Origin of the sequence: Streptomyces sp. NPDC044571 (assembly GCF_040647115.1) — a bacterium.
Classification (GTDB): domain Bacteria; phylum Actinomycetota; class Actinomycetes; order Streptomycetales; family Streptomycetaceae; genus Streptomyces.
The window spans coordinates 12286-36416 of sequence record NZ_JBEZBN010000007.1; the positions used below are offsets into that span (position 1 = coordinate 12286).

Annotated in this window: 28 protein-coding genes; 19 read left to right on the plus strand and 9 right to left on the minus strand. The window is 73.7% G+C overall.

From position 1 onward, the window contains the following. Positions 1-44 precede the first annotated feature (44 nt). The 3 genes from AB0B01_RS05495 (at position 45) to AB0B01_RS05505 (ending at position 1077) form a co-directional block, all read left to right on the plus strand. Positions 45-509 (plus strand): MarR family transcriptional regulator, encoded by a 465-nt coding sequence (locus tag AB0B01_RS05495; RefSeq protein ID WP_361713178.1) that lies wholly within the window; start codon positions 45-47, stop codon positions 507-509. 27 nt (positions 510-536) lie between these two features. Further along, positions 537-836, plus strand: a complete 300-nt coding sequence (locus AB0B01_RS05500; protein ID WP_361713180.1) for a YkvA family protein — start codon at positions 537-539, stop codon at positions 834-836. 97 nt (positions 837-933) lie between these two features. Then, positions 934-1077, plus strand: coding sequence for a hypothetical protein (locus AB0B01_RS05505; RefSeq protein WP_361713182.1), 144 nt, complete (start codon positions 934-936; stop codon positions 1075-1077). 18 nt (positions 1078-1095) lie between these two features. Here the strand turns inward: AB0B01_RS05505 and AB0B01_RS05510 are convergent, their stop codons facing one another. Then, positions 1096-1731, minus strand: a complete 636-nt coding sequence (locus AB0B01_RS05510; RefSeq protein WP_361713184.1) for an alpha-ketoglutarate-dependent dioxygenase AlkB — start codon at positions 1729-1731, stop codon at positions 1096-1098. 166 nt (positions 1732-1897) lie between these two features. Between AB0B01_RS05510 and AB0B01_RS05515 the strand changes: the two genes are divergently transcribed. From AB0B01_RS05515 to AB0B01_RS05525, 3 genes are all read left to right on the plus strand, one after another. Then, the gene (locus AB0B01_RS05515) at positions 1898-2254 is read left to right on the plus strand and encodes a PRC-barrel domain-containing protein (protein ID WP_361713186.1); all 357 of its coding nucleotides are present in this window, start codon (positions 1898-1900) and stop codon (positions 2252-2254) included. Positions 2255-2280: 26 nt separating this feature from the next. Further along, positions 2281-2445 (plus strand): hypothetical protein, encoded by a 165-nt coding sequence (locus AB0B01_RS05520; protein ID WP_361713188.1) that lies wholly within the window; start codon positions 2281-2283, stop codon positions 2443-2445. A 277-nt stretch (positions 2446-2722) separates the two neighbouring features. Continuing rightward, positions 2723-3040, plus strand: coding sequence for a hypothetical protein (locus AB0B01_RS05525; protein ID WP_361713190.1), 318 nt, complete (start codon positions 2723-2725; stop codon positions 3038-3040). Positions 3041-3211: 171 nt separating this feature from the next. Here the strand turns inward: AB0B01_RS05525 and AB0B01_RS05530 are convergent, their stop codons facing one another. After that, complete coding sequence (locus AB0B01_RS05530) at positions 3212-3337, minus strand: hypothetical protein (protein WP_361713192.1); 126 nt, start codon at positions 3335-3337, stop codon at positions 3212-3214. A 206-nt stretch (positions 3338-3543) separates the two neighbouring features. Here AB0B01_RS05530 and dhaK point away from each other — a divergent pair, with 206 nt between their 5' ends. The 3 genes from dhaK (at position 3544) to AB0B01_RS05545 (ending at position 5622) form a co-directional block, all read left to right on the plus strand. Then, on the plus strand, positions 3544-4548 hold the full coding sequence (gene dhaK / locus AB0B01_RS05535; protein ID WP_361713194.1) for a dihydroxyacetone kinase subunit DhaK: 1005 nt from the start codon (positions 3544-3546) through the stop codon (positions 4546-4548). A 76-nt stretch (positions 4549-4624) separates the two neighbouring features. After that, positions 4625-5221: a dihydroxyacetone kinase subunit DhaL gene (dhaL, locus tag AB0B01_RS05540; protein ID WP_361713195.1), complete on the plus strand. Its 597-nt coding sequence runs from the start codon at positions 4625-4627 to the stop codon at positions 5219-5221. Further along, positions 5218-5622 carry a PTS fructose transporter subunit IIA gene (locus tag AB0B01_RS05545; protein WP_361713197.1) on the plus strand — a complete coding sequence of 135 codons (405 nt, stop codon included), beginning with the start codon at positions 5218-5220 and terminating at the stop codon, positions 5620-5622. The genes dhaL and AB0B01_RS05545 overlap by 4 nt, the downstream gene beginning before the upstream one ends. A gap of 34 nt (positions 5623-5656) precedes the next feature. Here AB0B01_RS05545 and AB0B01_RS05550 read toward each other — a convergent pair whose 3' ends face one another. After that, complete coding sequence (locus AB0B01_RS05550) at positions 5657-6037, minus strand: RNA-binding S4 domain-containing protein (RefSeq protein WP_361713199.1); 381 nt, start codon at positions 6035-6037, stop codon at positions 5657-5659. 135 nt (positions 6038-6172) lie between these two features. On the opposite strand from AB0B01_RS05550, the gene AB0B01_RS05555 reads away from it, so the two are divergent. The 4 genes from AB0B01_RS05555 (at position 6173) to AB0B01_RS05570 (ending at position 10511) form a co-directional block, all read left to right on the plus strand. Then, entirely contained in the window at positions 6173-6568 is a 396-nt protein-coding gene (locus tag AB0B01_RS05555) for a helix-turn-helix transcriptional regulator (protein WP_361713201.1), read from the plus strand. Positions 6569-6684: 116 nt separating this feature from the next. Continuing rightward, positions 6685-7494 carry a molybdate ABC transporter substrate-binding protein gene (modA, locus tag AB0B01_RS05560; protein WP_361713203.1) on the plus strand — a complete coding sequence of 270 codons (810 nt, stop codon included), beginning with the start codon at positions 6685-6687 and terminating at the stop codon, positions 7492-7494. Between the two features lie 96 nt (positions 7495-7590). After that, positions 7591-9585 carry an ABC transporter permease gene (locus tag AB0B01_RS05565; protein ID WP_361713205.1) on the plus strand — a complete coding sequence of 665 codons (1995 nt, stop codon included), beginning with the start codon at positions 7591-7593 and terminating at the stop codon, positions 9583-9585. Positions 9586-9692: 107 nt separating this feature from the next. Beyond that, a complete protein-coding gene (locus tag AB0B01_RS05570; RefSeq protein ID WP_361713207.1) occupies positions 9693-10511 on the plus strand; it encodes a DUF4328 domain-containing protein in 819 nt (272 codons plus the stop codon). A gap of 18 nt (positions 10512-10529) precedes the next feature. On the opposite strand, the gene AB0B01_RS05575 is transcribed toward AB0B01_RS05570, so the two are convergent. From AB0B01_RS05575 to AB0B01_RS05590, 4 genes are all read right to left on the minus strand, one after another. After that, positions 10530-12620, minus strand: coding sequence for a SpoIIE family protein phosphatase (locus AB0B01_RS05575; protein ID WP_361713209.1), 2091 nt, complete (start codon positions 12618-12620; stop codon positions 10530-10532). 12 nt (positions 12621-12632) lie between these two features. After that, positions 12633-13568, minus strand: a complete 936-nt coding sequence (locus tag AB0B01_RS05580) for a DUF6777 domain-containing protein (RefSeq protein WP_361713211.1) — start codon at positions 13566-13568, stop codon at positions 12633-12635. 403 nt (positions 13569-13971) lie between these two features. Then, complete coding sequence (locus AB0B01_RS05585; protein WP_361713213.1) at positions 13972-14970, minus strand: serine/threonine-protein kinase; 999 nt, start codon at positions 14968-14970, stop codon at positions 13972-13974. Further along, positions 14970-15599 (minus strand): hypothetical protein, encoded by a 630-nt coding sequence (locus AB0B01_RS05590; protein WP_361713215.1) that lies wholly within the window; start codon positions 15597-15599, stop codon positions 14970-14972. The genes AB0B01_RS05585 and AB0B01_RS05590 overlap by 1 nt, the downstream gene beginning before the upstream one ends. A 255-nt stretch (positions 15600-15854) precedes the next feature. On the opposite strand from AB0B01_RS05590, the gene AB0B01_RS05595 reads away from it, so the two are divergent. The 5 genes from AB0B01_RS05595 (at position 15855) to AB0B01_RS05615 (ending at position 21083) form a co-directional block, all read left to right on the plus strand. Then, entirely contained in the window at positions 15855-16892 is a 1038-nt protein-coding gene (locus tag AB0B01_RS05595) for a cation diffusion facilitator family transporter (RefSeq protein WP_361713217.1), read from the plus strand. Positions 16893-16972: 80 nt separating this feature from the next. Beyond that, on the plus strand, positions 16973-17449 hold the full coding sequence (locus tag AB0B01_RS05600) for an NUDIX domain-containing protein (RefSeq protein ID WP_361713219.1): 477 nt from the start codon (positions 16973-16975) through the stop codon (positions 17447-17449). Positions 17450-17497: 48 nt separating this feature from the next. Further along, the gene (locus AB0B01_RS05605; protein WP_361713221.1) at positions 17498-18754 is read left to right on the plus strand and encodes a Tm-1-like ATP-binding domain-containing protein; all 1257 of its coding nucleotides are present in this window, start codon (positions 17498-17500) and stop codon (positions 18752-18754) included. A 128-nt stretch (positions 18755-18882) separates the two neighbouring features. Continuing rightward, a complete protein-coding gene (locus AB0B01_RS05610) occupies positions 18883-20505 on the plus strand; it encodes a serine/threonine-protein kinase (RefSeq protein WP_361713223.1) in 1623 nt (540 codons plus the stop codon). Beyond that, positions 20502-21083, plus strand: coding sequence for a hypothetical protein (locus tag AB0B01_RS05615; protein WP_361713225.1), 582 nt, complete (start codon positions 20502-20504; stop codon positions 21081-21083). The genes AB0B01_RS05610 and AB0B01_RS05615 overlap by 4 nt, the downstream gene beginning before the upstream one ends. A gap of 83 nt (positions 21084-21166) precedes the next feature. On the opposite strand, the gene AB0B01_RS05620 is transcribed toward AB0B01_RS05615, so the two are convergent. Continuing rightward, positions 21167-22456 carry a bifunctional GNAT family N-acetyltransferase/ATP-binding protein gene (locus AB0B01_RS05620; RefSeq protein WP_361713227.1) on the minus strand — a complete coding sequence of 430 codons (1290 nt, stop codon included), beginning with the start codon at positions 22454-22456 and terminating at the stop codon, positions 21167-21169. A gap of 322 nt (positions 22457-22778) precedes the next feature. Between AB0B01_RS05620 and AB0B01_RS05625 the strand changes: the two genes are divergently transcribed. Then, the gene (locus AB0B01_RS05625; RefSeq protein ID WP_361713229.1) at positions 22779-23549 is read left to right on the plus strand and encodes a trypsin-like peptidase domain-containing protein; all 771 of its coding nucleotides are present in this window, start codon (positions 22779-22781) and stop codon (positions 23547-23549) included. 24 nt (positions 23550-23573) lie between these two features. Here AB0B01_RS05625 and AB0B01_RS05630 read toward each other — a convergent pair whose 3' ends face one another. Beyond that, positions 23574-24104 carry an NUDIX domain-containing protein gene (locus AB0B01_RS05630; RefSeq protein ID WP_361713231.1) on the minus strand — a complete coding sequence of 177 codons (531 nt, stop codon included), beginning with the start codon at positions 24102-24104 and terminating at the stop codon, positions 23574-23576. Between the last annotated feature and the right edge of the window lie 27 nt (positions 24105-24131).

Here is a 24131-nt window from a genome sequence, read left to right on the forward strand (position 1 = left end):
TTAGTCATTGATTCAAATTGGAACAACCTGTGTAGGGTGGGGGCATGTCGGAGACGAGATGGCTGGACGACCGCGAGATGCGTGCCTGGAGCGGCTTCCTGGCGGCCTCCGCCTTGGTGAACCGGCGACTGGACCAGCAGCTCAAGGACGATTCCGGGCTCTCGCACCCGCAGTACGAGATCCTCGTGCGGCTCTCGGCCGCCCCGGACCACGAGCTGCGGATGACGGAACTGGCCAACGGTCTGATCAACTCCAAGAGCGGGCTGACCTACCAGGTCACCCAGCTGGAGAAGGCCGGGCTGGTCCGCCGCCGCAGCTGCCCCTCGGACGTACGCGGGGTCTTCGCCGTCCTCACCGACGCGGGCCGAGCCCGACTGGAGGCGGCTGCGCCCGGCCACGTGGCCACCGTCCGAGAGGCCCTGATCGACGTGCTCACGCCCGGGCAGCTCGATGCACTGGCGGAGGGGTTGGGCGAGGTCAGCCGCCGTCTGCGCGAGCAGGGCGCGTAGCCGGGGCCGGCGGGGTATACGGGAGCCATGGACGCACAGGTCTGGCTCACCCTCGCCGTGGTCGCGGCCCTCGGGCTCGCGCTCGCCGCGGCCGTACTCCTCGTACGGGTCGTCAGGACGCGGCGGCTGCTGCTCGACGCGGGGATCCCGCTGCGCGACAAGGCCCTGTTCTGGGTGGCCGTGGTCTACACCGTCTCGCCGGTGGACCTGATCCCGGACCCGGTGTACCTGGACGACATCGGCGTCCTGCTGCTGGCCCTGCGTTCGCTGCACGCGGCGGCGGAGGCCGTCCGGCCCGGAGGGGCCAAGGAGGCGGGCACCGCCTGAGTGCCGACGCGGACGCGGCCCGAATGCAGGGCGGGGCCCGGTCGCAGGGCGCGGCCCGAACGCAGGCCGCGGCTGCGAGAATCGCCCGACGGAGGCGGTGGGCGCCGACGGGTGGCGCGAGGAGAAGCGTCCGGTCCCGGGGCCCGCGTCGGCGGCGCTGCCCGAGGACGACTGGATCTTCCTGGACACGGCGGGGGCGGCCCACGGGGACAACGCGGTCGACGGGGGGAACGGGTCCTGAGACCGGCCGCCCTTGATGTCAGCGAACGCCCCGGGGGCGGAACTGGATGCTGATGCGGGGGCCCACGGCGCGCGCGGACTTGGGGACCGCGTGCTCCATCGTCCGCTGGCAGGAGCCGCCCATCACCACGAGGTCACCGTGCCCCAGGGGGAGCCGGAGCAGCGTGGCGCCGCCGTCGCGGGGGCGGAAGGCGAGGTCGCGGGGGTCTCCGACCGAGACGATCGCGACCATGGTGTCCTCGGTGGCGGACCGGCCGATGCGGTCCCCGTGCCAGGCGACGCTGTCGCGGCCGTCGCGGTAGAGGCAGAGCCCGGCCGTCACGAAGGGCTCCCCGAGCTCGGGGGCGTAATGGGCCGTCAGCACCTCCCGGGCCTCGGTGAGTACGGGATGCGGCAGTGGCTCGCCCTCGGCGTAGAAACAGAGGAGCCGGGGCACGTCCACCTCACGCTCGTACATCTGGCGGCGCTCGGCACGCCACGGCACGTCCTCGGCCAGCCGCTCGAAGAGCAGGTCGGAGCCGGAGAGCCAGCCCGGGAGGTGGTCGACCCACGCTCCTGCGCCGAGCTGCACACGCCGGAGGCCGCGGAGCGGGCCGAGCCCGATCTCGTCGCCCTGGTCGAAGAGGGAGCCCTGGAGGCCCGGGATCGTGCGCATGGCTCCAGCGTACCGCGCGCATCGAACATCCGATCGATTAGATCGGCGGACATCAGCGCGTCTCGCCACGCCCTCATCTCGCACGGCCCCCCGATCCGCACGGCTTTGCCGGATGCCGATGCGGTGAGGTGGCGGGACGATGGGGGCGGAAGAAGCGGAGGGCACGATGTTCGAAGCGAGTGACATCCGGGAGTGGCGCGGCCACGAGGTGGTCGACTCCGCCGGGCACAAGATCGGCACCTTGGAGTCGGTGTACGTCGACACGGCCACCGACCAGGCGGCCTTCGCCACCCTCACCGTCGGCCTGCCGACCCGCCGCCGCCTGACGTTCGTACCCCTGGCCGGAGCAACAGTGGGGCCCGGCTACGTGAAGGTGGCCTACACCAAGAACGCGGTCAAGGGCGCCCCCTCCATGGGCACCGACGATGTGCTGGCGGCCGAGGATGAGCCGGCGCTCTTTGCCCACTACGAGCTGTCCTACCAGCCGGGAACGGGCGGCGAACGGCGCCTGGCCCGCCGCTGAGGACCGGTACCCCACAGGAGGCCGAGATGGCGCTGTTCCTGCTTCTGCTCCTCGTGGCGGTCGTGCTCGGTTTCATCGGGGCACTCGCGGAGGGTCTGTTCTACCTGCTGATCATCGGCGCGGTCGTCTTGATCGCCGACCTCGTGATCGTCGGCTACCGGCTCCGCCGCCGCCGGCACCGGCTCCGGTAGTTCCCGGCAACCGCACGCCGGGCGCTTCCCCGTCCGGTGGCTTGGCGTGCGCGCTCGTCGACGCCCCGGAAGGTCTCGGCGGCCTCGGCATGTCGGTCGACCGGAGCGCGCGGCCTCTGAACGGCGAGGGTCCTACCTGTCAAGTCCCGAATCTCCGGGTCGTGACCCCGGTCCTCCGCGTGAGGCCCAATGGAGTCACGGACAACGGCACGCAGCGCGGACGAACCGCACGCCTGATCCGGACCATGCCCCCGAATCCCGTAAGGACCCTCTTCCCATGGCCAGCACCCGGACCCGACGCCTCGCCCCCCTCATGATCGCCCCCCTGCTCGCCGCAGGAGCGATCTCCCTCACCACCACCGCCCACGCCGCACCGACCACCGCCACCGGCGTCACCACCGAGGACAAGCCCCGTCCCGCCACCAACATCCTCACGGGCCTCGGCAAGGCAGGGGCACTCAGCAAGATCAACCCGAACAACACCGCCGCCGGCGGCGACACCACGCCTCCCACCAGCAGCAACATTTTCAAGATCATCAAGCGGATCGACATCCCCAAGGGCTCCGGCCCCATCATGACCGACGGCTCCCACTGAGGCGGGGCGGCAACGTACCGCCCGGCCCCGGCAAGCGGCAGTGCAGGGAGCAGTGGCGGCGCGCCCGGGCGAGCCCGACCGGTCCACGCTCCCCCGGCACCGGTAGACCACCGCGCCGAACGGCCGGCCCGGACACCGGCGGCAGCTGCCGCCCGTGCGGGCCGGTCGCCGTCAGGTGACCGCTCCAGGCCTGGCCGAGGACCGGGTGAGGCCCTCGCCGGGATCCCCGGGCCGGGCTTCCTCGGCTTCTTCGGGGTCGGGGTCGGCGGCGTCTTGGTCGTACTGGAACAGGCACATGGGATCCTCCGGGACACCTCTCGGCGTGCCCTCCGAGGCCAGGCGCGGGCCGCGCTGCCCGGTGGGTCGCTGACGCGGCCTTGACGGCGATCGACGGATTCCTGACGGAGCACTGACGGCCAGGCTCGTCGGTGCCGGGTCGAGACGAGCACCTTCCTGTACGCTCGGTTACGTTCGCTGACCAGTTGTGACCATCGGAGATGCAGATGCGGATGCTGATCAACAGTGCCGAGACCGTCGTCGCCGACGCGCTGCGCGGGCTGGCCGCCGCGCATCCGGAGCTGGAGGTCGACGTCGTGCAGCGCACCGTCGTACGCAGGGACGCGCGGGCCGGCGGACGCGTCGGGCTGGTGTCCGGCGGCGGCTCGGGGCACGAGCCGCTGCACGCCGGGTTCGTGGGACCGGGAATGCTCTCGGCGGCATGTCCCGGCGAGGTGTTCACCTCCCCCGTGCCCGATCAGATGCTGCGGGCCGCGAAGGCCGTGGACGGGGGCGCGGGCGTGCTGTTCGTCGTCAAGAACTACACCGGCGACGTGCTGAACTTCGAGATGGCCGCCGAGCTCGCCCAGGAGGACGGCGTACGGATCGAGAGCGTCCTGGTCAACGACGACGTGGCCGTCACCGACAGCCTCTACACGGCGGGGCGGCGCGGCACGGGTGCCACCCTCTTCGTCGAGAAGATCGCCGGGGCGGCCGCCGAGGCGGGTGCGCCGTTGGAGGAGGTCGCGGCGCTCGCCCGGAAGGTGAACGAGTCCTCGCGCAGCTTCGGCGTGGCTCTGAGCGCGTGCACGACCCCCGCGAAGGGCAGCCCCACCTTCAACCTCCCCGAAGGTGAACTGGAGTTGGGCATCGGCATCCACGGCGAGCCGGGCCGCGAGCGGCGGCCGATGATGACGGCGCGGCAGATCGCGGAGTTCGCGGTCGGCGCCGTACTGGACGACATGGCGGGCGTGGGACCCGCCGACGGCCCGGTCCTCGCGCTGGTCAACGGCATGGGGGCGACCCCGCTGCTGGAGCTGTACGGCTTCCACGCGGAGGTGGCCGGGGTACTGGAACAGCGGGGGGTGCCGGTGGCGCGGGCGCTCGTCGGGAACTACGTCACCTCGCTCGACATGGCCGGCTGCTCGGTGACCCTGTGCCGCGCGGACGAGGAACTGCTGCGGCTGTGGGACGCGCCCGTGCAGACCGCCGCGCTGCGCTGGGGCCGCTGAGGCACGCTGACCGTAAGGTGGCCGGCGTAGGGGCCGGCTGCTGCCGAGGCCCGGCCGGCGAGGCGAGGAGACCGACGTGCGGGACACAGACTTCTTCCGGCGCTGGATGGCGGCCGCCGCGGCCGTGGTGGAGCGCGAGGCGGACCGGCTGACCGAGCTCGACTCCCCCATCGGCGACGCCGACCACGGGAGCAACCTGATGCGCGGCTTCACGGCCGTACGGGCGGCACTGGAGGCGGAGCCTCCGGCGAGCCCGGGAGCGGTGCTGCAGCTGGCGGGGCGGACGCTGATCGCGACGGTCGGGGGGGCGTCGGGCCCGTTGTACGGGACGCTGCTGCGGCGGGCGGGCAAGGAGCTCGGCGATGCCGCCGAGGTCTCCGACGACGACGTGCGCAAGGCCCTGTACGCGGGGGTGGGCGCGGTGGCCCAGCTGGGCGGCGCGGCGCCGGGCGACAAGACGATGCTGGACGCGCTGGTGCCGGGGGTGGCGGCGCTGGGCACCTCGTACCGGGCGGCCGCGGAGGCGGCGGACAACGGCGCGCAGGCCACGGTTCCGATGCTCGCCCGCAAGGGGCGGGCCAGCTACCTCGGGGAGCGGAGCATCGGGCACCAGGACCCGGGGGCCACGTCGTCCGCGCTGCTGCTGGCCGCGCTCGCGGAGGTGGCGGGATGAGCGAGCCGATGGTCGGGATCGTGCTGGTGTCGCACAGTGCGGGCGTCGCGCAGTCGGTGGCGGAGCTGGCGCGGGGCCTGTCGGCGGGCGGCCCGGTCGCGTTGATCGCACCGGCGGGCGGCACCGCGGAGGGCAGGCTGGGTACGAGCGCGGAGCGGGTCGCCGAGGCCGCGCGGGCGGTGGACCAGGGGGCGGGGGTGCTGCTGCTGGCGGACCTGGGGAGCGCGGTGCTGACCGTGAAGGCGCTGCTGGTGGAGGATGAACTCCCGCCGGGGGCCCGGCTGGTGGACGCGCCGTTCGTGGAGGGTGCCGTGGCGGCAGCGGTCACGGCCTCCACGGGAGCCCCGCTGTCGGCCGTGGCCGAGGCGGCCGAAGAGGCCTACACCTACCGCAAGCTCTGACCCGCGGCAGCCGTGGCCGCGGGCTCGGAGAGGGTCAGCGGCCGCGCAGCGATTCGATTTCGCGGCGGTCGCGCTTGGTCGGGCGGCCCGTACCGCGGTCGCGGATGCCGACCACCGCGGCCTCCACCGGAGTGGGCGGCGGCGGGCTGTTGTCCACGTAGCACTCCACCGCCACCGGAGCGCCCACCCGCTTCGTCACGGGCCTGCGGACCACCACGATGCGCTCGCGCCCCGCATGGAACAGCCGTACCTCGTCGCCCGCCCGGACCTGCTGGGCGGGTTTGGCCCGCTCCCCGTTGACCTTCACGTGTCCCGCCCGGCAGGCCGTCGCCGCGACCGACCGGGTCTTCGTCAGGCGGACCGACCAGATCCAGGCGTCCACCCGCGCCGTACCGGATTCCACTTCCTCAGCCATGGCCCCGACTCTAGCGATCCGGTGCCCCGCCGGCCGAACGACTTTTGGCAGAACCGCCAAGACCCTTGGCATCTGCCATGTATCTCATCCCAAAAGAATTGCAAATGCGCGACGCCTGGCCCTACCTTGTCGCACATGCAGTCCTACACCATCGGACAGGCGGCGCGCCTGCTGGGCGTCAGCCCCGACACCGCCCGCCGCTGGGCCGACGCCGGGCGGGTCGCGACCCATCGCGACGATGCCGGGCGACGCCTGATCGACGGCCGGGACCTGGCCGCCTTCTCCGTGATGGTGGGCCAGGGCGCCTACTCCGACGACGAGGAGCCGTACACCTCGGCGCGCAACGCCTTCCCCGGCATCGTCACCGCCGTCAAGCTCGGCGACGTGGCGGCCCAGGTCGAGATCCAGGCGGGTCCCCACCGGCTGGTCTCCCTGCTCACCCGTGAGGCCGTCGAGGAACTGGGACTGGAAGTCGGCATGCAGGCCACCGCCCGCGTGAAGTCGACCAGCGTGCACATCGACCGCACCTGACCGTCCCGCACCCACCACGCGTCCCCACCCGCTCGGCCCGTCACCGGCGCGGGTCACCGCCGCGCGGATCCGGCCCCCGAGGCCGGCCGCCGACCCGAACCGAGGAGCTTGCGCTCATGTCCCCGATCCAGAACCGCCGCCGTGCCGCGGCCGCCACGCTGACCGCCGCCCTGCTCGTACCGGCCCTGGCCGCCTGCGGCAGCGACGACACGAAGGCGGACGCCGCCGCACCCTCGGCTTCCCCCTCCGCCGGGACCAGGGCCGCGAACCTCACCGTCCTCGCCGCCTCCTCCCTCACCGACGTCTTCAAGACCGCGGGCGCCGCGTACGAGAAGGCGCACCCCGGCACGAAGATCACGTTCTCCTTCGCCGGTTCGCAGGAGCTCGCCGCCCAGGTCAAGCAGGGCGCCCCGGCCGACGCGCTGGTCACCGCCGACACCAAGACGATGGACGCCCTCGGGGTCGAGACCAACGGCGCCTCCGTCATCGCCAAGAACCGCCTGGTCATCGCCACGGGCAAGGGCAACCCCTTCAAGGTCGCCGGCCTCAAGGACCTCGCCAACACCAAGATCAAGGTGGTCCTCGCCGCGCCGGAGGTCCCCGTCGGCCGCTACGGCAAGCAGATCCTCGACGCCCAGAAGATCGAGGTGAAGCCGGTCTCCCAGGAGCCGAACGTGCGCGCCGTGCTGAGCAAGGTCGAGCTCGGCGAGGCCGACGCTGGCCTCGTCTACAAGACCGACTCCGCCAAGTCCGCGGACAAGGTCGCGACCGTGGAGATCCCAGACGACCAGAACGCGGTGGCCTCCTACCCGGCGGCCACGCTCAAGCAGTCCAAGGACGCCGAGGCCGCGGCCGCGTTCGTGGCCTGGCTGAGCACCCCGGAGGCCCAGAAGATCCTCCAGGACGCGGGCTTCCAGAAGCCGTAGCCGGCGCCGATCCATGGAACGAGAGGGGCTGCCCGGTCCGGGGGGACGGGCGGCCCCTGTCGGCTTCCTCCTCGTACGCTTCAGCCAGGAACCCCGATGAGCAGACTCCGTACCCGCACGCGCACCCGTACGCCCATGGCGCTGGCGCTCCCCGCGCTGCTCGCCGTCGCGTTCCTGCTGCTGCCCCTGATCGGCATCCTCACCCGCACCGCATGGGGTGGGCTCGGCGCGCACCTGACCAGTCCCGGCGTGGTGGAGGCCCTGCGGCTGTCGCTGCTGGTGTCCTTCTGGGCCCTCGGGCTGTCGCTGCTGCTCGGTGTGCCGCTCGCCTGGCTGCTGGCCCGCGTCGAGTTCAAGGGCAAGGCGTTCGTCCGCTCGCTGGTGCTGCTGCCGATGGTGCTGCCGCCGACCGTGGGGGGTGTGGCGCTCCTGCTCGGTTTCGGCAGGCGCGGGCTGCTCGGGCCCTGGCTGGAGGACTCCTTCGGCATCACCCTGCCCTTCCACACCTCCGGTGCCGTCGTCGCGGCCACGTTCGTCGCCATGCCCTTCCTCGTCATCAGCCTGGAGGGCGCGCTCGGCGGGCTCAGGCAGAGCTACGAGGAGACCGCCGCCTCCCTCGGCGCCCCACCGGTACGGGTGTTCTTCACCGTGACACTGCCCATGGTGGCGCCCGGCCTGGTCGCCGGGGCCGCGCTCACCTGGGCCCGCGCGCTCGGGGAGTTCGGCGCGACCATCACGTTCGCCGGCAACCTGCCCGGCACCACCCAGACCCTGCCGCTCCAGGTGTACCTGCTGCTCCAGGACGAACCTGAGGCCGCCACCTCCGTGTCGCTGCTGCTGCTCGCGATCGCCATGGGCGTGCTGATCGCGCTGCGCGGGCGCTGGACCGCGACCGGCGCCCCCGCCACCCGCACGGCCGACGAGGCGCGCCGCGGCCCCGGCGGGGCGCCCGCCGCGTCCCCCGAACACCCGGAGTCCCCCGCGGACGCCCGCTTTCCCGCGGCGGCGCAGGCCGTGGCCGCCGCGGGCCTGCCCGCCGCCCGGCACGACGGCGGCCGGTGGCCCCTGAACGCCGAGGTCACCGGCTTCAACCAGCTCAGCCTGGCCGCGGAGCCCGGCACCACCATCGCGGTCGTCGGCGAAAACGGCGCGGGCAAGACCACCCTGCTGCGCGCCCTGCTCGGCCTGACCCCCCGCGCCCACGCCGTGCTCCGCCTCGGCGACACCGACGTCACCGAGCTGCCCCCGCACCGGCGCCACGTCGCCTGGGTCCCGCAGGACGGGGCGCTGTTCCCGCACCTGACCGCCCTGGCCAACACCGCGTACGGGCTGCGGGCCCGCCGGGTGCCGCGCGCCGAGGCCCGCCGCGAGGCGCAGCTGTGGCTGGACCGGCTCGGGGTCGGCCACCTCGCCGCACGCAAGCCCGCCCAGCTGTCCGGTGGGCAGGCCCAGCGGGTGGCGCTCGCCCGGGCGCTCGCCGCCCGGCCGCGGCTGCTGCTGCTCGACGAGCCGCTCGCCGCCCTCGACCAGACCACCCGGGCCCGCGTACGGCACACCCTGCGCACCCACCTGGCGGGCTTCGGCGGGGTCTGCCTCGTCGTCACGCACGATCCGGTCGAGGCCGTGTCCCTGGCCGACCGGGTGCTCGTGCTCTCCGACGGGCGGGCCTTGCAGGACGCCCCGCCCGCAGAGGTCAGCCGCCACCCGCGCTCCCCGTGGGTGGCCCGGATGCTGGGCCGCAACGCCTGGCCCGGTACCGCTTCGGACGGCGGGCTGACGCTGGCCTCCGGGGGGAGGCTCGTGGTGGCCGAGGCGCTCCCCGAAGGGACCGAGGCGCTCGCGATCATCGCTCCCGAGGCGGTGTCCCTGCACCGCGACCGCCCGGCGGGCAGTCCCCGCAACGTCTGGCCGGGTGCGGTACGGGAGATCACCGCGGTCGGCAGCAGGCTGCGGGTGCTGGTGGGCTCGCCCGAGGCGCCCGACCTCGTCGCGGAGATCACCCCGGAGGCCGCCGCCGAGCTGGGCCTGGCCGACGGCACGAAGGTGTGGACCAGCGTGAAGGCCACCGAGGTCACGCTCGTACGGCTGTAGCGATCCCCATTTGGCCACTTGGCGGCGGGCTGACATGGTTCGACCAGGCCCGCCGCAGGTCAGCGGGCCGCAGATCCGTGTCATCCGTTCCCGGGGGGTAGCTCCACATGGCCTTCGCCGCACCACCGAACCAGCCCGCACCACCGCAGCAGCCCGCACCCGTACCGCAGTCGCAGTCGCAGTCGCAGCCGGGGCAGGCTCAGCCGCAGACTCAGCAGACGGCGCACCCTGGCTGGTCGTCCCACGAGCTGCGCCCCGCCGCAGACGTGCTGCGGCCGCCGCAGGCACTGGCCCTCGCACTGATCCTGCTGCTCGCCCTGGCAGCGCTCGTCAACCTGTTCTCCGCCGGCGTCAGCGCCCATCTCGTCTCCCTCATGGGGGACAAGGCCGCGCGCCCCGCCTCCGTGGCCGACAGCGCCCTGGACCTCTCGGACGTCCTGGCCTCCGTCGCAGGCGTCCTCCAGACGCTGAGCCTGCTCGCCACCATGGTCGTCTTCCTCGTCTGGTTCCACCGGGTACGCGTGAACGGCGAGATCCTGCGCCCCGATGCGTTCACCAGGACCCGGGGCTGGGCCATCGGCGGCTGGTTCATCCCCGTCGGCAACCTGTTCATCCCGTTCCGGATCGCGAAGGAGATCTGGGCGGCCAGCACCCAGCTCGGACCGGACGGCTCCTACCGCCACGTCTCCACCGCGCCCGTCACCGCTTGGTGGACGGCGTGGGTGGCCTCGCTGTTCGCCGACCGCGTGTTCGACCAGATGTTCAAGCGGGCCGAGACCGCCGCATCGCTGCGCGACGCCTGGGCCGTGGGCCTGGTCTGCGACCTGCTGACGGTCGCTGCGGCCGTCCTCGCCGCCCTCTTCGTCCGCAAGCTGACGTCGCTGCAGCACACCAAGGCGGTGCAGGGCCCGTACGCACAGGCCTGAGCCCTTCCCTGAGCCCCTTCACCGGGCGGCCCGGGCCGGCGCGGCCGCCTCCCGGGCCGCCGGGCCGGGGACGGCGAACTCGCACCACACGCACTTCCCGCCGCCGCGGGGCTCCACGCCCCACTCCTGCGCCAGCTGCTCCACCAGCAGCAGGCCTCGCCCCGAGAGCGACCAGTCGTCCGCCTCGCGGCGGTGCGGCAGGGCACTGCTGGAATCCTCGACCTCGATGCGGAGCCGGCCCTCCGCGGTCATCCGCATGCTGACGTGGCCGCCGCCCTCGGTGTGCACGAGGGCGTTGGTCATCAACTCGTCCGCCGCCAGCTCGATTTCGTCGGCCTGTTCCCGCGCGCCCCAGGCGGCCACCGCCGCCCGGATCAAGTGGCGGGCCGTCGTGGGGCCTCGCGGGTCGCCAGGAGCGAGCCGCAGGCGCAGCGGGCCGCCCCCGCGCGGGGCGGGGGTGCCGCGGCGGCGGAGCAGGAGCAGGGCCATGTCGTCGCCCCCGCCCACGTCCCCGATCAGGTCGCACAGGACGTCGGCGAGTTCCTCGACGTCGACCGGCCCGTCGCAGACGGCGTCCATCAGCTCCCGCATGCCGGTCTCGGAGTCGCCCTGAGGCCGCTCGATCAGCCCGTCCGTGCAGAGCAGCAGGGTGTCCCCGGGATGCAGTTCGAGGCTGGTGACGGGGTAGCCGGCGCCCGGGTGTTCGCGCTGGGGCAGCCCGAGGGGCAGCCCGCCGGCGACCTGGAGGCGGTGACAGCTGCCGTCGCCGCGGCGGACCACCGGGTCGAGGTGGCCGGCCCGGACCATCTGGACTGCGCCGGTGTTCAGGTCGAGCTCCGCGTAGGTGCAGGTGGCGAAGCGATCCGTCTGCAGGTCGCGCAGGAAGTCGCAGGCCCGCGCCATGGCGGTGCCGGGGGTGTGCCCCTCGGTGACGTAGGCGCGCAGGACGATCCGCAGTTGGCCCATGACGGCGGCGGCGTCCGTGTCGTGCCCCTCGACATCACCGATCATCACCCCGACCCGACCCTCGCCGAGCGGGACGACGTCGTACCAGTCGCCTCCGATGTCCCGGCCCATGCGTGCGGCCCGGTAGCGTACGGCGATCCGCGCGCCCGGGATCTCCGGGATCCGGCGCGGCAGCATGGCCCGCTGGAGTCCCTCGGCGAGGTCGTGCTCCTGCTCGAAGAGGATCGCGCGCTGGAGGCTCTGGGCGATGCCGCTGCCGAGGGCCATCAGCAGGTTGCGCTCCTCGGCCGTGAAGTCGCCGTCCCGCCGGTAGAGCAGCCCGAGGGCGCCGATGGCCCGGCCCTGGGCGATCAGCGGAAGGTAGACCCCGCTGTGCACGGAGAGCGGTTCGATGTACGGCCACAGCTCCGGATATCCCTGCTCGAACTCCTCGCGTGAGGCGATGAAGACCGGCTGGAGGGTGCGTACGGCCTCGCTCATCGGCAGCCGGGCGTCGATGCGGGTGTACTCGATCTCCGGGACGTACGAGCCCAGCTGCCCCTCGGCGACGAGGTGGATCCGGCCGCCGTCGACGACGCCGAGCATCACGCTGACCGCGCCGAGGTGGCCGAGGGCCTCGGGGTCCTTGAGGACGTCGGTGACGTCGTTGACGGTGCGGGCGTGGGCGAGGATGGCGGTGGTCCGCTCGACGACGCCGGTCATCCTGCGGCGGCCCTCGCTCTGCTCCCCGGCGGCCCCGGGCTCGTCCGGGTCGTGGGCGGCGTCGCGGACGATTCCGATGATCCGGTGCGGGCGCCCGTCCGCATCCCGGAGGATGTGGCCCTGGATGTGGGTCCAGGCCGGGGTGCCGTCCCGGCGCCGGCGCCGGAAGTACGCCCCGTAGTGGCTGCGGCCGTCCTTGAGGGCCTGGGCGACGCGGGTGTCGAGCCGGGCCTCCTCGGCAGACGGGACGCGGTCGCGCAGCCCTTCCGGGGTGCCGCTGAACTCCTCCGGGAGCAGGTCGAAGACCTCAAGGGCGGTGGCGTCCAGATGCATCTGGCCGCCCTCAAGGTCCCAGTCGAAGGTGCCCATGCGGTTGAGCGCGAGGCTCGTGTCGGGCCGCGCGGGCCACTGGACCTCTGGGCTCACTCCCCGTTCGGCCATGCAGCCAGGGTCTCACCGATCGGCGCCGGGCGCGGCGGTGGCGGGCGGCGGGGGTGCGTACGGCGGAGAGGACGGTGGGGACTCGGGCGGAGACGACGGCGGGGACGGGGACGGCGGCGCGGGCGGGGGTGGGGGCGGCGGGGACGACGGCGGGGATGCCGCCGGCGGAGCGGTTTCCGAGCCCGTGTCCGTGTCCGCGGGAGGCCGGGCCGGTGCCTGGATGGGCTGGTCGGGTCTCTGCTGGCCGGATTCGCGTGCGTACCAGCGTCCGCTGGTGTGGTCATAGATCGTGATCTTGGTAATGGCCTTGACCGTCGGCTGGATCACCACGATGTTCTGCGGCCGGTACATCGCCCATGATTCGCCCCGCCGCCTGTAACCGGGCTTCAGCGCCTTCGGCTCGCCCAGCGGGTTGCCGCAGGCGCAGCGCACCCGCGGCACCCCGTGGTTGTCCACCATCACGGCCGTTCCCGCCTGGAGCACGGCCTGGTACGAGGTGGGGCTGCCGTTCCGGTAGCCGTGGTTGGTGACGCGGGTGTCCTTGCGGAGCGTGACGGAGGTCAGGGACCGCAGATACTCCGGCACCGCCGTGGCCTGGATGCCCAGCGCCTCGGCGAACGCCCGGTTGGCGTCCGGCCGGGCGGACAGGAACCGCGCCTGCTTCTCGCTGTCGCAGCCGGCGATGTCCGCGGTGCCGCCGTACAGGGTGGGGGACGAACCGGGGACGGCCTGGGTCGTGATGGTGCCGGTCGCGGGGGCCGGCGGCAGGCTGGAGGGCGCGGGCGGCGGACCGGGGGGCTGGTTGGCGGTGGACTCGGTGAAGGGGTCCTGGCCCTGGGCTGCGGCCGGCTGGAGGAACACCTCCCCGCCCGCGGTCGTGCCGGAGGGTCGGGTGAGCACCATGGCGAGCACGACGGCGGCGGCCAGTGCCGTCACGGCGGTGGCCACCCGGGGTACGGAGCGCCACCACCGCCTGGCGGGCCGGCCGGGCGGCCCCGAGGGCATCGACGGCCCGCTGCCGGGTCCTCCGGGGCCTTGAGGAGGCGGACCCTCGGAGGGCGGGCCCGTGGGTGGAGGGCCCTGAGGAGGCGGACCGGGAGAAGGCGGCCCTTGGGGAGGCGGTGGCGGGGGCCCTGACGGCCGGCCGGAGAGCGGCCCGGCGGGCGGTCCGGTGGGGCGCCCCGACGACGGTGTCCCGGGTGGCTGCGTGGTCACCGGCGCTCCTGTTCCGCTTCCGCTGTCCGCGTTCCCTCCATGTCTAGTAAGTCTTGGCCTCTTCCGGGACGAATGCCGATCCCGGTCACTCTCGCGGGCCATGGTGTGCGCCCGTCCGGCGGTGCCTGCCCCGCGGCTACCGGTCCAGGGGGCGGAACACCGGCTGGGCCCAGCGCGGGGGCGGCGGGGCGGGACCCGGATCCGCCGTCGAGGTACGGCTCGGCGGGCGGCCGGTGCTCGCCCCGGCCCCGGCGCCCGCCCCGGCCTGGGCACCCGCCCGCCGCAGCGCGCCGGTGAACTCCAGGCAGCTGCTCCACCGGTCCTCCGGCGACTTCGCCAGCGCCTTGGCCAGTACGGCGTCCACCGCCTCCGGCAGATCGGGCCGGTGCGAGGTCAGCGGGGGCGGCGGGTCGTACTGGTGGGCCCACAGCAGCGCCATGTCGTCGTCGCGCTGGAACGGCGGGCCCCCGGCCAGGGTTTCGTACACGACACAGCCCAGGCTGTAGACGTCGCAGCGGCCGTCGACCGGCTTCCCCGCGATCTGCTCCGGAGCCACGTAGTCCAGGGTGCCCACGAACTGGCCCACGCTCGTGAAACCCGTCAGCGACAAGGACTTCTTCGTCAGCCCGAAGTCCGTGAGGTACACGTGCTCGGGGTGGTCGATGTCCGTGCCCTCCGCGACCAGGATGTTGCCCGGCTTGACGTCCCGGTGCACCAGGTCGTGGGCGTGCGCCGCGTCGAGCGCCGAGGCGACCTGTCCGGCGATCCGGGCCGCCGATTCCACCGGCAGCGGACCGGTGCGGTCCAGCAGGGCCCGCAGGTCCTGCCCGGCGACGTACCGCATCGCGATGTAGAGCAACCCCTCCGTCTCTCCCGCCTCGAAGACCGGCACGATGTGCGGGTGGTCGATGGCCGCCGCCACCCGCGACTCGTGGGCGAAACGCTGCCGGAAGGTGTCGTTGCGGGCGAGCTCCGGCGCCAGCAGCTTCAGCGCCACGGTCCGGTCCAGCCGCAGGTCCCGCGCGCGGTAGACGACCGCCATTCCGCCGCGACCGATCTCGCACTCCATCAGGTATCCGGCGACCTGCTTCCCGCTGAGGTCGGTCGGACGGCCGCCCAGGGATTCCGAAGACATCAGCCCTCCCTGGCTTCGGGCGGCATGACGACCCGGGTCGGCTCACGGTCGTCCGCCTGGGCGGCCCGGCCCGGGCCGCCGGTGGCGGCCCCGGGTTCCGGTTCCGCCGCCGAGGGCTGCTCGGAGCCGCCGGGTCCCGTGACCACGGCGTAGGTCACCAGGTGGCCGCCGTCCCCGTACATCCACCGGCCGGTGGACTCGTCGTAGAGCCATACGGACTCCCCGTCGATCACCACTCCCGCCCGCAGCCCACGGGTGCCGTCGCGGAACCTGCCGGGGTCCACGAGACCCGAGGCGAGCTCTTCCGCGGCCTGCCGGTAGCGGGCCAAGATGTCGGTGCTGCGGGCGAGCAGCGGGCGCGGGTCCTCGGCGCGGGTCGGCTGCCCTCCGCCGGCGGGCGGCGGCTGCGGTACGGAGACCAGCAGGCGGCCGTCCACCCAGGCGGACCACCCGTTCGAGCACAGGATCTCCGCCCACGCGCCTTGCCGGGACAGCAGCTGGACGGGCAGGAAGGGATCGAGGGGCGCGGTGGGCCGGGACACGTCGGGCGCCTCCCACGCGGGCAGTCCCTCCTGCGGGACCACGTGCGTGGGGTGGAAGTCGGTGCCGGACTCCGTGGGACTGGTCATCGCGTCCACTTCCGCCGTTTCCGCTGTTTCCGCTGGGTCTGCATGATCGCGGGCTTGTGGCGGCGCAGCAGCCGCACGGTCGGCACACCGGGGCGCCGGACCATGGGCAAATTTTCCCACGATCCGAGCGGACGGGCATAACCGCAGGTCAGAGGCGCCTTATGGGGAATGACAACGGTCCCCGTTGCAGCCTTTGCCCATTGCGTCGCGGTGCGCTTCACTTCACGCGTCGGAACCGAACAAGCGGGGGAAGCGATGGCTGTGTACGACCACGATCACGATCACGACGACAGCCAGGACCACGGCCGGGGCCACGGGCACGGCCACGGCGGTCACGGCCACGGGGTCGCCGCGGACGCGGACCGCCGCTGGCTGGCGATCGCGCTCGGCCTGATCGGCGCCTTCATGGCGGTCGAGGTGACCATCGGCGTCCTGGCCCACTCCCTGGCCCTGATCTCCGACGCCGCCCACATGCTCACCGACGCCGTTTCGATCGTTCTGGCACTGATCGCGATGCGGCTCGCGGCCCGGCCCGCGCGCGGCGGCTTCACGTACGGCCTCAAGCGCGCGGAGATACTCTCCGCGCAGGCCAACGGGCTCACCCTGCTCCTGCTGGCGGTCTGGCTGGCCTACGAGGCGGTCCGGCGCCTGGTCGAGCCGCCGGAGGTGGCGGGCGGGCCGGTCCTGGTGACCGCGCTCGCGGGCATCGTCGTCAACGTGGCCGCGGCCTGGTGCATCTCCAAGGCCAACCGCTCCTCCCTCGCCGTCGAGGGTGCCTACCAGCACATCCTCAACGACCTGTTCGCCTTCATCGGCACCGCCGTGGCCGGTCTGATCGTGCTCACCACCGGTTTCGTCCAGGCCGACGCCATCGCCACGCTCGTGGTGGTCGCCTTGATGGTCAAGGCGGGATACGGGCTGGTCCGCGAGTCCGGCCGGATCTTCTTGGAGGCCTCCCCGGCCCACCTGGACCCGGACGCGGTGGGCGACCGGCTCGTCGGGCACCCGCCCGTCACCGAGGTCCACGACCTGCACATCTGGACCATCACCTCCGGGCAGGCGGCGCTGTCGGCGCACGTGCTGGTCGAGCCGGCCGGGGACTGCCACGCCGTACGCCGCGACCTGGAGCGGCTGTTGGCCAAGGAGTACGGGATCACGCACACCACCCTCCAGGTGGACCACGAGCAGGAGGCACTGCTCACCGTCGGCCGCCCGGGCGACGAGGCGGCCGACGACCCGCACTGCGCGGACGCGCACGGCCCGGTCCACCGCCAGGGCCCGCACGCCCACTAGCCGGCCCGGCCCGTGCCCGGTAGCCACACCCCGGCGGGGCGGCCTGCCTAGGAGGCGTTCCCGCGGGGCAGGGATCACCCATGACGCAGAAGCGCAGCGCCGGACTGCTCCTGTTCCGCCGTACGGGTGGGCCCGCCCCCGGCATCGAGGTCCTGCTCGGGCACCTGGGCGGGCCCGTGTGGAGTGCACGGGACGCCGGCGGTTGGGGGATCCCCAAGGGCGAGTACGGTCCGGACGAGTCCCCGCGGGACGCGGCGCGCCGGGAGTTCACCGAGGAGATCGGGCTGCCGCCACCGGACGGCGACTATCTGCCGCTCGGCGAGGTGGTGCTGAGCAGCGGCAAGCTGGTGACGATCTGGGCGGTGGAGGCGGACCTCGACCCGGCGCTGATGGTGCCCGGCACCTTCTCCATGGAGTGGCCGCCGCACTCGGGGAACGTGCAGGAGTTCCCCGAGCTGGACCGCGTGGCCTGGTTCACCCCACAGGTGGCCGGAACCAAGCTGATCAAGTCTCAAGTTGCCTTTGTGGAGAGACTGTTGGGGCTGGTGGGGGGTTGACCCGACCTTGACTTGCCAACAAACCCCATCTGCATGGACATTGCACATATGACGAACGTCGTGCTGGTGGGAACCCTGGACACCAAGGGTGTCGAGTACGGCTGGCTGCGCGAGAGTCTGCTGCACTCCGGCGTCGAAGTGATCATCGTCGACACGGGGATCATGGGCGAACCCCGGGTGCCCGCGGACGTGCCGCGGGAAGCGGTGGCCCGGGCGGCGGGAGCGGAGCTGTCCGAACTGCGTGCGGCCGCCGACCGGGGCGCGGCCGTCGCCGCCATGGCCCGGGGCGCGGAGGCCGTTCTCTTGCGGCTGCACGCGGAGGGCAGACTGCACGGGGTGCTCGCGATCGGGGGCAGCGGCGGCACCTCCATCGCCACCCGGGCGATGCGCGCCCTGCCGCTGGGCGTGCCGAAACTGATGGTCTCGTCGATGGCGTCCGGCGACGTGGCCGGGTACGTCGGCTCCTCGGACATCACGATGATGTACAGCGTCGTGGACATCGCGGGGATCAACAGCATCTCCGCGCCCGTCCTGGCGAACGCGGTGGAGGCGATCGCCGGGATGGCCAGGGCCTTCCAGCGGTCCTCGACGGATGTGCACCGCCCGGTCCGGCTGGGAGCGGGCTCCCGCCCGCTGATCGCGGCGAGCATGGCCGGGGTGACGACGGCCGGGGTGGACGCCGCCCGCGAGCGGCTGACCGAACTGGGCTACGAGGTGCTGGTCTTCCACGTCAGCGGCACCGGCGGCCGCACCCTGGAGACCCTCGCCGGCCAGGGGGTCTTCGCGGGCGTGCTCGACCTCACGCTCAGCGAGCTCGCCGACGACCTGTGCGGCGGCATCCTCACCGCGGGCCCCGACCGGCTGAGTGCGGCGGGCCGGGCCGGAGTTCCGCAGGTGGTGAGCCTGGGCGCGCTGGACATGGTGAAGTTCGGGCCGCTGGAGACCCTGCCCGAGCGGGTCCGCTACCGCCGGGTCCGCGTCCACAACCCGTCCATTACGGTGATCCGTACGACGGAGGCCGAGTGCGCCGAGCTGGGCCGCCGGGTCGCCGCCAAACTCCGCCCGGCGACCGGCCCCACCGCGGTGTGCATCCCTTTGCGGGGACTATCCGCACTCGGCGCGCCGGGCGCCCCGTACCATGACCCCGTTGCAGACCGGGCGCTGTTCTCGGCGCTGCGCGAGGGGCTGCGGGGCAGCGCCGCCGTACTGCACGAGTACGACACCCACATCAACGACCCGGTCTTCGGCCGGTCGGCGGCCGACCGGCTGCACGCCATGATCGGCGCGGTGCGGGCAGCGGCCTGAGACACCGGCCGGGGTTGGGAACCAGCCGTGGCGGAAAACGTGTCCCTGGGGTTGGCCGGTCGTGCAGGACGACCGGCACCGGTGCCGCGAGGCCCGGAACACGGCGACGCCACGGACGGGGGCAGGCGATGGGGAACGCGTGGGCGGTGCCCGGCTACACGGAGGTCCGGGAACTCGGCTCGGGCGCGAGCGGCCGCGTGGTCCTCGCCGTGCACGAGGCGACGGGCACGGCGGTCGCCGTCAAGTACCTCGGCGAACGGCTGCGGGAGGACCCCGCGTTCGTCGGCGAGTTCCGGGCCGAGGCCCGGCTGCTCGGCGGGCTCGACTCGCCGTACGTGGTGCGGCTGTACGAATACTGCGAGTACACCGCGGGTCCCGGCGGCGCCGCCATCGTGATGGAGCTGGTCGACGGCATTTCCCTGCGCGCGCTGCTCAAGCAGGCCGGGCAGACCGGTCCCGAGGCCGCGCTGGTGGTGCTCAAGGGGTCCCTGCTGGGTCTGGCCGCGGCGCACCGGGCGGGCGTCGTGCACCGCGACTACAAGCCGGAGAACGTCCTGGTCGCCGCGGACGGCTCCTCCCGGCTCGTGGACTTCGGGATCGCGGCGCGCCGCGGTACGACGCCGGGGGTGGCCGGCACGCCCGCGTACATGGCCCCCGAGCAGTGGCAGGGCCGGCCGGCCTCGCCCGCGGCCGACGTGTACGCGGCGACGGCGACGTTCTTCGAGTGCCTGACGGGCCGCAAGCCCTTCGCCGGGGAGAACTTCGCGGAGCTCGCGGTGCAGCACATCGAGGCGCCGGTGCCGGAGACCGAGGCCCCGGAGCCGGTACGCCCGCTGATCCGGCGGGGTCTGGCGAAGGCCCCGGAGCAACGGCCGGAGAACGCCGAGGCCTTCGTCGCGGAGCTGGAGGGCGTGGCGCGCAGCGCGTACGGGCCGGACTGGGAGGAGCGCGGCCAGCGCAAGCTGGCGGCGCTGGCGGCGCTGCTGCCGCTGCTGTTCCCCTCCTCGGGCGGCGCGGCGGCGGGAACGACCGCGGTGGCGACGACGGTGTTGAAGCCGCCGCCCGCGGGTTGGCTGCCGGGCCGGCGCGACGCGGTGGCCGCCGGCCTGGCGCTGGTGCTCGGGGCCATGCTGGTGTTCGCTTCGCAGGCGGCCGGTGAACAGGCGGGCGGTGGCTCGGCGGTGAGCGCGTTCGCCACCACGAGCCCGGCACCGGGTGGCGGCTTCCCGGCACCCGCGCCGAGCTCCTCGGTCTCGCCGTCGCCTTCCGTATCGGCGTCGACGTCGCCGTCGGCCTCGCCGTCCGCGTCCCTCAGCGCGTCCCCGTCGCCTTCGTCGAGCCCGGGCTCTTCGCCGACGCCGACATCCACGGCGACCCCGCCGACCACCCCGCCGCCGCCGCCGCCGACCACACCGTCTCCAAGGCCCTCGGTCGTGGTCGGGTCGATCAAGGTGGACCTCCGGCAGGCGGACTTCACGGTGGGCGTGGCGAGCATCTCGATCGATGCGAAGGGAACCGCCCCGGTGACCGTCACCGTTGAGTGGTTCAGCAGCAACCAGTCCGGCGTGCTCGGCGCGGCGGACGGCCGCGCGGACACCCTCACGTACCAGCCCGGCAGCGGGGCGCTCGTCCGGCGGCACACCTTCTCCGGCCAGGGCTGCTACTGGGGCGTGCGCGTCACCACCAGGCCGGCCGCCGGCAACGGATCCCAGACCGACCAGGTCTGGCTCACGAAGTGCATGATCCGATGAGCGAAGACGAATACAGCGCCACCGTCCTCGGCAGCCACTGGTTCAGCGGTCCCCCGCAGCCGCAGGACGCCGTCCCGGACCGGGTCGAGGGGTCGGTCCTGCGGTTCGGGCCGGGGGTCACCGCAGCCGTGCCCGCGCCGTTCCCGGTGACCGCCCCGCCGGCCGCGCAGCGCCGCGGATCGGGGGGCTGGCGCCGGTACGGCCTGGCCGCGGTCGTGCTGCTCGCGGTCCTCGCGTATCTGGGCTGGCAGCGCTACGGCCCGTCCCTCGGCGTCCGGGACGTGGCCGTGTCCGTCACGGACCCGAAGGGTCCCGCCTGCGACGCGACCGCCGACGTGGTGGCCCTCGTACGGACCAACGGGCGTCCCGGGACGCTCAGGTACCGGTGGATCCGCAGCGACGGCACGCAGTCGGAGGAGCTCACCGAGCGGGTGCCGCGCGGCAGGAAGGAGGCCCGGCTGCACCTGCTGTGGACCTTCCACGGCACGGGTACCCATGACGCCTCGGCCAAGCTCCAGGTGGTCTCGCCGGGCGGGCGGTCGGCGGCAACGCAGTTCACGTACCGCTGCGCCCGCTAGGGGGCGCGTGCCCGCGTAGTGGCCCGCAGCCGCTTCGGGGAGGGGCTGCGGGCCACCGCGGCGACCTGTCCGTGGCAGGTCGGTCAGAAGCGGGCGTGGGCGGTGATGTCCGCCTCGAACTGGCCCGTCATCGCAGGAGTCACCGTCGGCCTGCACTGTGCGGTCGCCGCCAGGTAGTCCTCCGTGGAGGCTCCCGGCTGGGCCGCCGCGACGCCCCGCGCGCCCACCGCCTCCAGGTCCCGTTCGAAGGACACCTGCGCCGCGATCCGCGCCGCGTGCTCGATGTCGGCCGGGGTGAACAGCTCGCTCGCCGCCACCAGGGCCGCCACGTCGACGTCCGCGCGCCCCGCCGTGTAGCGGGACCAGATCGCGGCACGCGCGCCGGCGTCCGGGGTGCCGATCGGGATCAGGTAGTCGAATCGCCCCGGCCGCAGAAAGGCCGGGTCCAGGGAGCGGATGGAGTTGGTGGCGCACACCAGCAGCCGTTCGTCGCCCTCCCGGAACCCGGGGATCAGCTTGAGCAGCTCATTGGTCACGCCGTGGATCCCGCCGGGCTGGGCGGGCTCGGTGCGCACCGGCGCGATCTCCTCGACCTCGTCGATGAAGACCAGCACCCGCTCCAGTTCGGCGATCCGGGCGAACGCGTCGCGCAGCGCGGCGGCGAGGTTGCCCTCGTCGGCGAGGCGGGACGGCAGCAGTTCCACGAACGGCCAGCCGAGCCGGGAGGCGATGGCGCGGGCGAAGGTGGTCTTGCCGGTGCCGGGCGGCCCGAAGAGGGTGATGGCGCGCGGCGGCCGCACCCCGTGGGAGGCGGCCCGCTCGGGCTCGGCGAGCGGCAGCACGACGCGCCGCTCTATGAGGTCCTTCTCCTTCTCCATGCCGGCGACCTTGGCCCACAGGTCGTTGGGCAGGAAGCGGCCGCCGAGGTCGTCGAGGAGTCCGGCCGCCGGTCCGTGCAGCGGTTCGGTCTTCTCGAAGTAGGCGACGGCGGGCTGGCGGGTGTAGCCGGCGTTGAGCAGGCCCTCGCCAAGCAGGTCCTCCTCGGGAAGCACGTACGCGATCCGGCCGACGCGGGCGGCGATGAGCCGCCGCTCCAGTTCGACGAGGAGCGCGCTGGCCAGTCCCCGGCCGCGCCAGCCCGCGGCGATGGCGATGCGCATCACCCAGGCCCGTTCGCCGGTGACGCAGGCGAGGGCCGCGCCGATGGGGACGCCCTGGTGGACGGCGACCACGCACGGCTGCCGGTCGGTGAGGGCGCTGATGCACTCGGCGAGTGAGAAGACCGACTCCTGGCCGAGTTCGGCCGTGGTGTCGATCAGGTGGACGACAGCGGCGAGATCGCTCTCGCGGTAGTCGTGGATGAGCCAGTTCACCGGGTACCGCCCCTCGTTCGTGCTCCTGCGGCGAGGCTAGGGGCGGCGGGGCCCGGCGATCACGCTCCGCGGTGCACAACAGCCGGCCGGGAACCCCTCCGTGTCGTCCATAGACTGACGGCTTTCGCCCGAGCCGCCTCGCCCGTCGCCCCTCCCGGCCACTTTCCAGGTCGCCGCCGGGGGTGGGGAGGGCCGGTGGGAGGGCTGGTGGGGCCGCCCCCGCGAAGGGTTCACAGCAGGTCCACGATTCACAGCGGATTCACACGGAATTTCTGGCTCCGGACACAGTTTCGGCGGGCAGGCTCGGTGCATGATCCCGCCCATGCCTCCCCGACCCCGCCCGGCGCACCGCATCCGCGCCCGGCGCACGTCCCGGATCCTGCTGGCGGTGGCCGCCATGGCCACGCTGGTGAGCGTGGACGTGCCCGCCGCCGAGGCGGTACCGCCCCTGGGCGTCACCGCGCAGGCCCAGCCCGGCGCAGCGGCGAACCGGGTCGGCGCCCTCTTCGCCGGCGGCCTGGACGGCGGCCACTTCTGCACGGCCGCGGTGGTCCGCAGCGACGGCCGCGATGTGATCGTCACCGCCGCGCACTGCGTGGGCGACCCGCAGAACACGGTGTTCGCCCCCGGCTACCGCGACGGCAGGGCCCCGTACGGCCTGTGGCGGCTCACCAGCGTGTACGTGGCCCCGGGCTGGACGGACGGCCGGGACCCGGACGCCGACATCGCCTTCGCGACGGTGGCCCCGGTCGGCGACGGGCAGTCCGGCTACGTCGAGGAGGCCGTCGGCGGATTCCCGGTGGCGGCCGCCCAGCCGTCCGACGCGACGGTCACCGTCCTCGGCTACCCGAGCAGCCTGGAGGCACCGCTGCGCTGCGCCAACACCACCACGCTGTTCTCCGCCGCCCAGCGCCGGATCGACTGCCCCGACCTCAGCAGCGGCACGAGCGGCAGCCCGTGGCTGGTGGACGGCGCCCTGGCGGGCGTGCTCGGCGGTTACGAGGACGGCGGCAGCGTCCCCGAGGTCTCGTACAGCGCGGTGATGGACGACCAGGCGGTGGAGCTCTACCGCGAGGCGGCCGAGGCCGGCTGAGCCGCCGCGCCCGGCTCCGGCCTGCTACCGGCCCTGGCCCGGGACCGGGCACGGCGCTTCGGCCGCGTCGCCGCCCGGGATCACGGCCGGGGCCTCGAACCACGTCGGCTCGTCCCGCAGGGCCCGGTGGACCCGGTCGAGGGCGAACGGCTCCAGCGGGGGCAGCGCGTCCACCTCGAACCAGGCCACCTCCAGCGACTCGTGGTCGTTGGCCCGGGCCTCCCCGCCGATCGCCCGGCAGCGGAAGGTGATGTCCTGGAACTGGCAGACGTCCCCGTTCGGGTAGGTGATCGGCGCGAGCATCTGCACCAGCACCACCCGCTCCGGGACGCAGCGCACCGCCGTCTCCTCGTACACCTCGCGCACCGCGGTGTCGGCGGGCTGCTCCCCCGGCTCGGCGATCCCGCCGACCACGGACCACCGCCCGGTGTCGGAGCGGCGGCCGAGCAGTACCCGCCCCCGGTCGTCGAGGACGATGGCGGTGACGCCGGGCAGCAGGAGCAGCTGGTTCCCGGCCGTGGCGCGGATCGCGCGGATGAACTCAGGCGTGGTCATCCTCCGACCCTACGAGGCGTGGCGTGC

Excerpts from the sequence above, each read along its gene's own strand:
- AB0B01_RS05530 (WP_361713192.1), bottom strand. The coding sequence starts at position 3,337 with ATGTGCCTGTTCCAGTACGACCAAGACGCCGCCGACCCCGACCCCGAA.
- AB0B01_RS05625 (WP_361713229.1), top strand. The coding sequence starts at position 22,779 with ATGCCTCCCCGACCCCGCCCGGCGCACCGCATCCGCGCCCGGCGCACG.
- AB0B01_RS05550 (WP_361713199.1), bottom strand. The coding sequence starts at position 6,037 with ATGGCTGAGGAAGTGGAATCCGGTACGGCGCGGGTGGACGCCTGGATC.
- AB0B01_RS05500 (WP_361713180.1), top strand. The coding sequence starts at position 537 with ATGGACGCACAGGTCTGGCTCACCCTCGCCGTGGTCGCGGCCCTCGGG.
- AB0B01_RS05495 (WP_361713178.1), top strand. The coding sequence starts at position 45 with ATGTCGGAGACGAGATGGCTGGACGACCGCGAGATGCGTGCCTGGAGC.
- AB0B01_RS05590 (WP_361713215.1), bottom strand. The coding sequence starts at position 15,599 with ATGACCAGTCCCACGGAGTCCGGCACCGACTTCCACCCCACGCACGTG.
- AB0B01_RS05515 (WP_361713186.1), top strand. The coding sequence starts at position 1,898 with ATGTTCGAAGCGAGTGACATCCGGGAGTGGCGCGGCCACGAGGTGGTC.
- AB0B01_RS05585 (WP_361713213.1), bottom strand. The coding sequence starts at position 14,970 with ATGTCTTCGGAATCCCTGGGCGGCCGTCCGACCGACCTCAGCGGGAAG.
- AB0B01_RS05525 (WP_361713190.1), top strand. The coding sequence starts at position 2,723 with ATGGCCAGCACCCGGACCCGACGCCTCGCCCCCCTCATGATCGCCCCC.
- AB0B01_RS05615 (WP_361713225.1), top strand. The coding sequence starts at position 20,502 with ATGAGCGAAGACGAATACAGCGCCACCGTCCTCGGCAGCCACTGGTTC.
- AB0B01_RS05570 (WP_361713207.1), top strand. The coding sequence starts at position 9,693 with ATGGCCTTCGCCGCACCACCGAACCAGCCCGCACCACCGCAGCAGCCC.
- AB0B01_RS05605 (WP_361713221.1), top strand. The coding sequence starts at position 17,498 with ATGACGAACGTCGTGCTGGTGGGAACCCTGGACACCAAGGGTGTCGAG.
- AB0B01_RS05575 (WP_361713209.1), bottom strand. The coding sequence starts at position 12,620 with ATGGCCGAACGGGGAGTGAGCCCAGAGGTCCAGTGGCCCGCGCGGCCC.
- modA (WP_361713203.1), top strand. The coding sequence starts at position 6,685 with ATGTCCCCGATCCAGAACCGCCGCCGTGCCGCGGCCGCCACGCTGACC.
- AB0B01_RS05510 (WP_361713184.1), bottom strand. The coding sequence starts at position 1,731 with ATGCGCACGATCCCGGGCCTCCAGGGCTCCCTCTTCGACCAGGGCGAC.
- AB0B01_RS05610 (WP_361713223.1), top strand. The coding sequence starts at position 18,883 with ATGGGGAACGCGTGGGCGGTGCCCGGCTACACGGAGGTCCGGGAACTC.
- AB0B01_RS05545 (WP_361713197.1), top strand. The coding sequence starts at position 5,218 with ATGAGCGAGCCGATGGTCGGGATCGTGCTGGTGTCGCACAGTGCGGGC.
- dhaK (WP_361713194.1), top strand. The coding sequence starts at position 3,544 with ATGCGGATGCTGATCAACAGTGCCGAGACCGTCGTCGCCGACGCGCTG.
- AB0B01_RS05600 (WP_361713219.1), top strand. The coding sequence starts at position 16,973 with ATGACGCAGAAGCGCAGCGCCGGACTGCTCCTGTTCCGCCGTACGGGT.
- AB0B01_RS05630 (WP_361713231.1), bottom strand. The coding sequence starts at position 24,104 with ATGACCACGCCTGAGTTCATCCGCGCGATCCGCGCCACGGCCGGGAAC.
- AB0B01_RS05595 (WP_361713217.1), top strand. The coding sequence starts at position 15,855 with ATGGCTGTGTACGACCACGATCACGATCACGACGACAGCCAGGACCAC.
- AB0B01_RS05555 (WP_361713201.1), top strand. The coding sequence starts at position 6,173 with ATGCAGTCCTACACCATCGGACAGGCGGCGCGCCTGCTGGGCGTCAGC.
- AB0B01_RS05565 (WP_361713205.1), top strand. The coding sequence starts at position 7,591 with ATGAGCAGACTCCGTACCCGCACGCGCACCCGTACGCCCATGGCGCTG.
- AB0B01_RS05520 (WP_361713188.1), top strand. The coding sequence starts at position 2,281 with ATGGCGCTGTTCCTGCTTCTGCTCCTCGTGGCGGTCGTGCTCGGTTTC.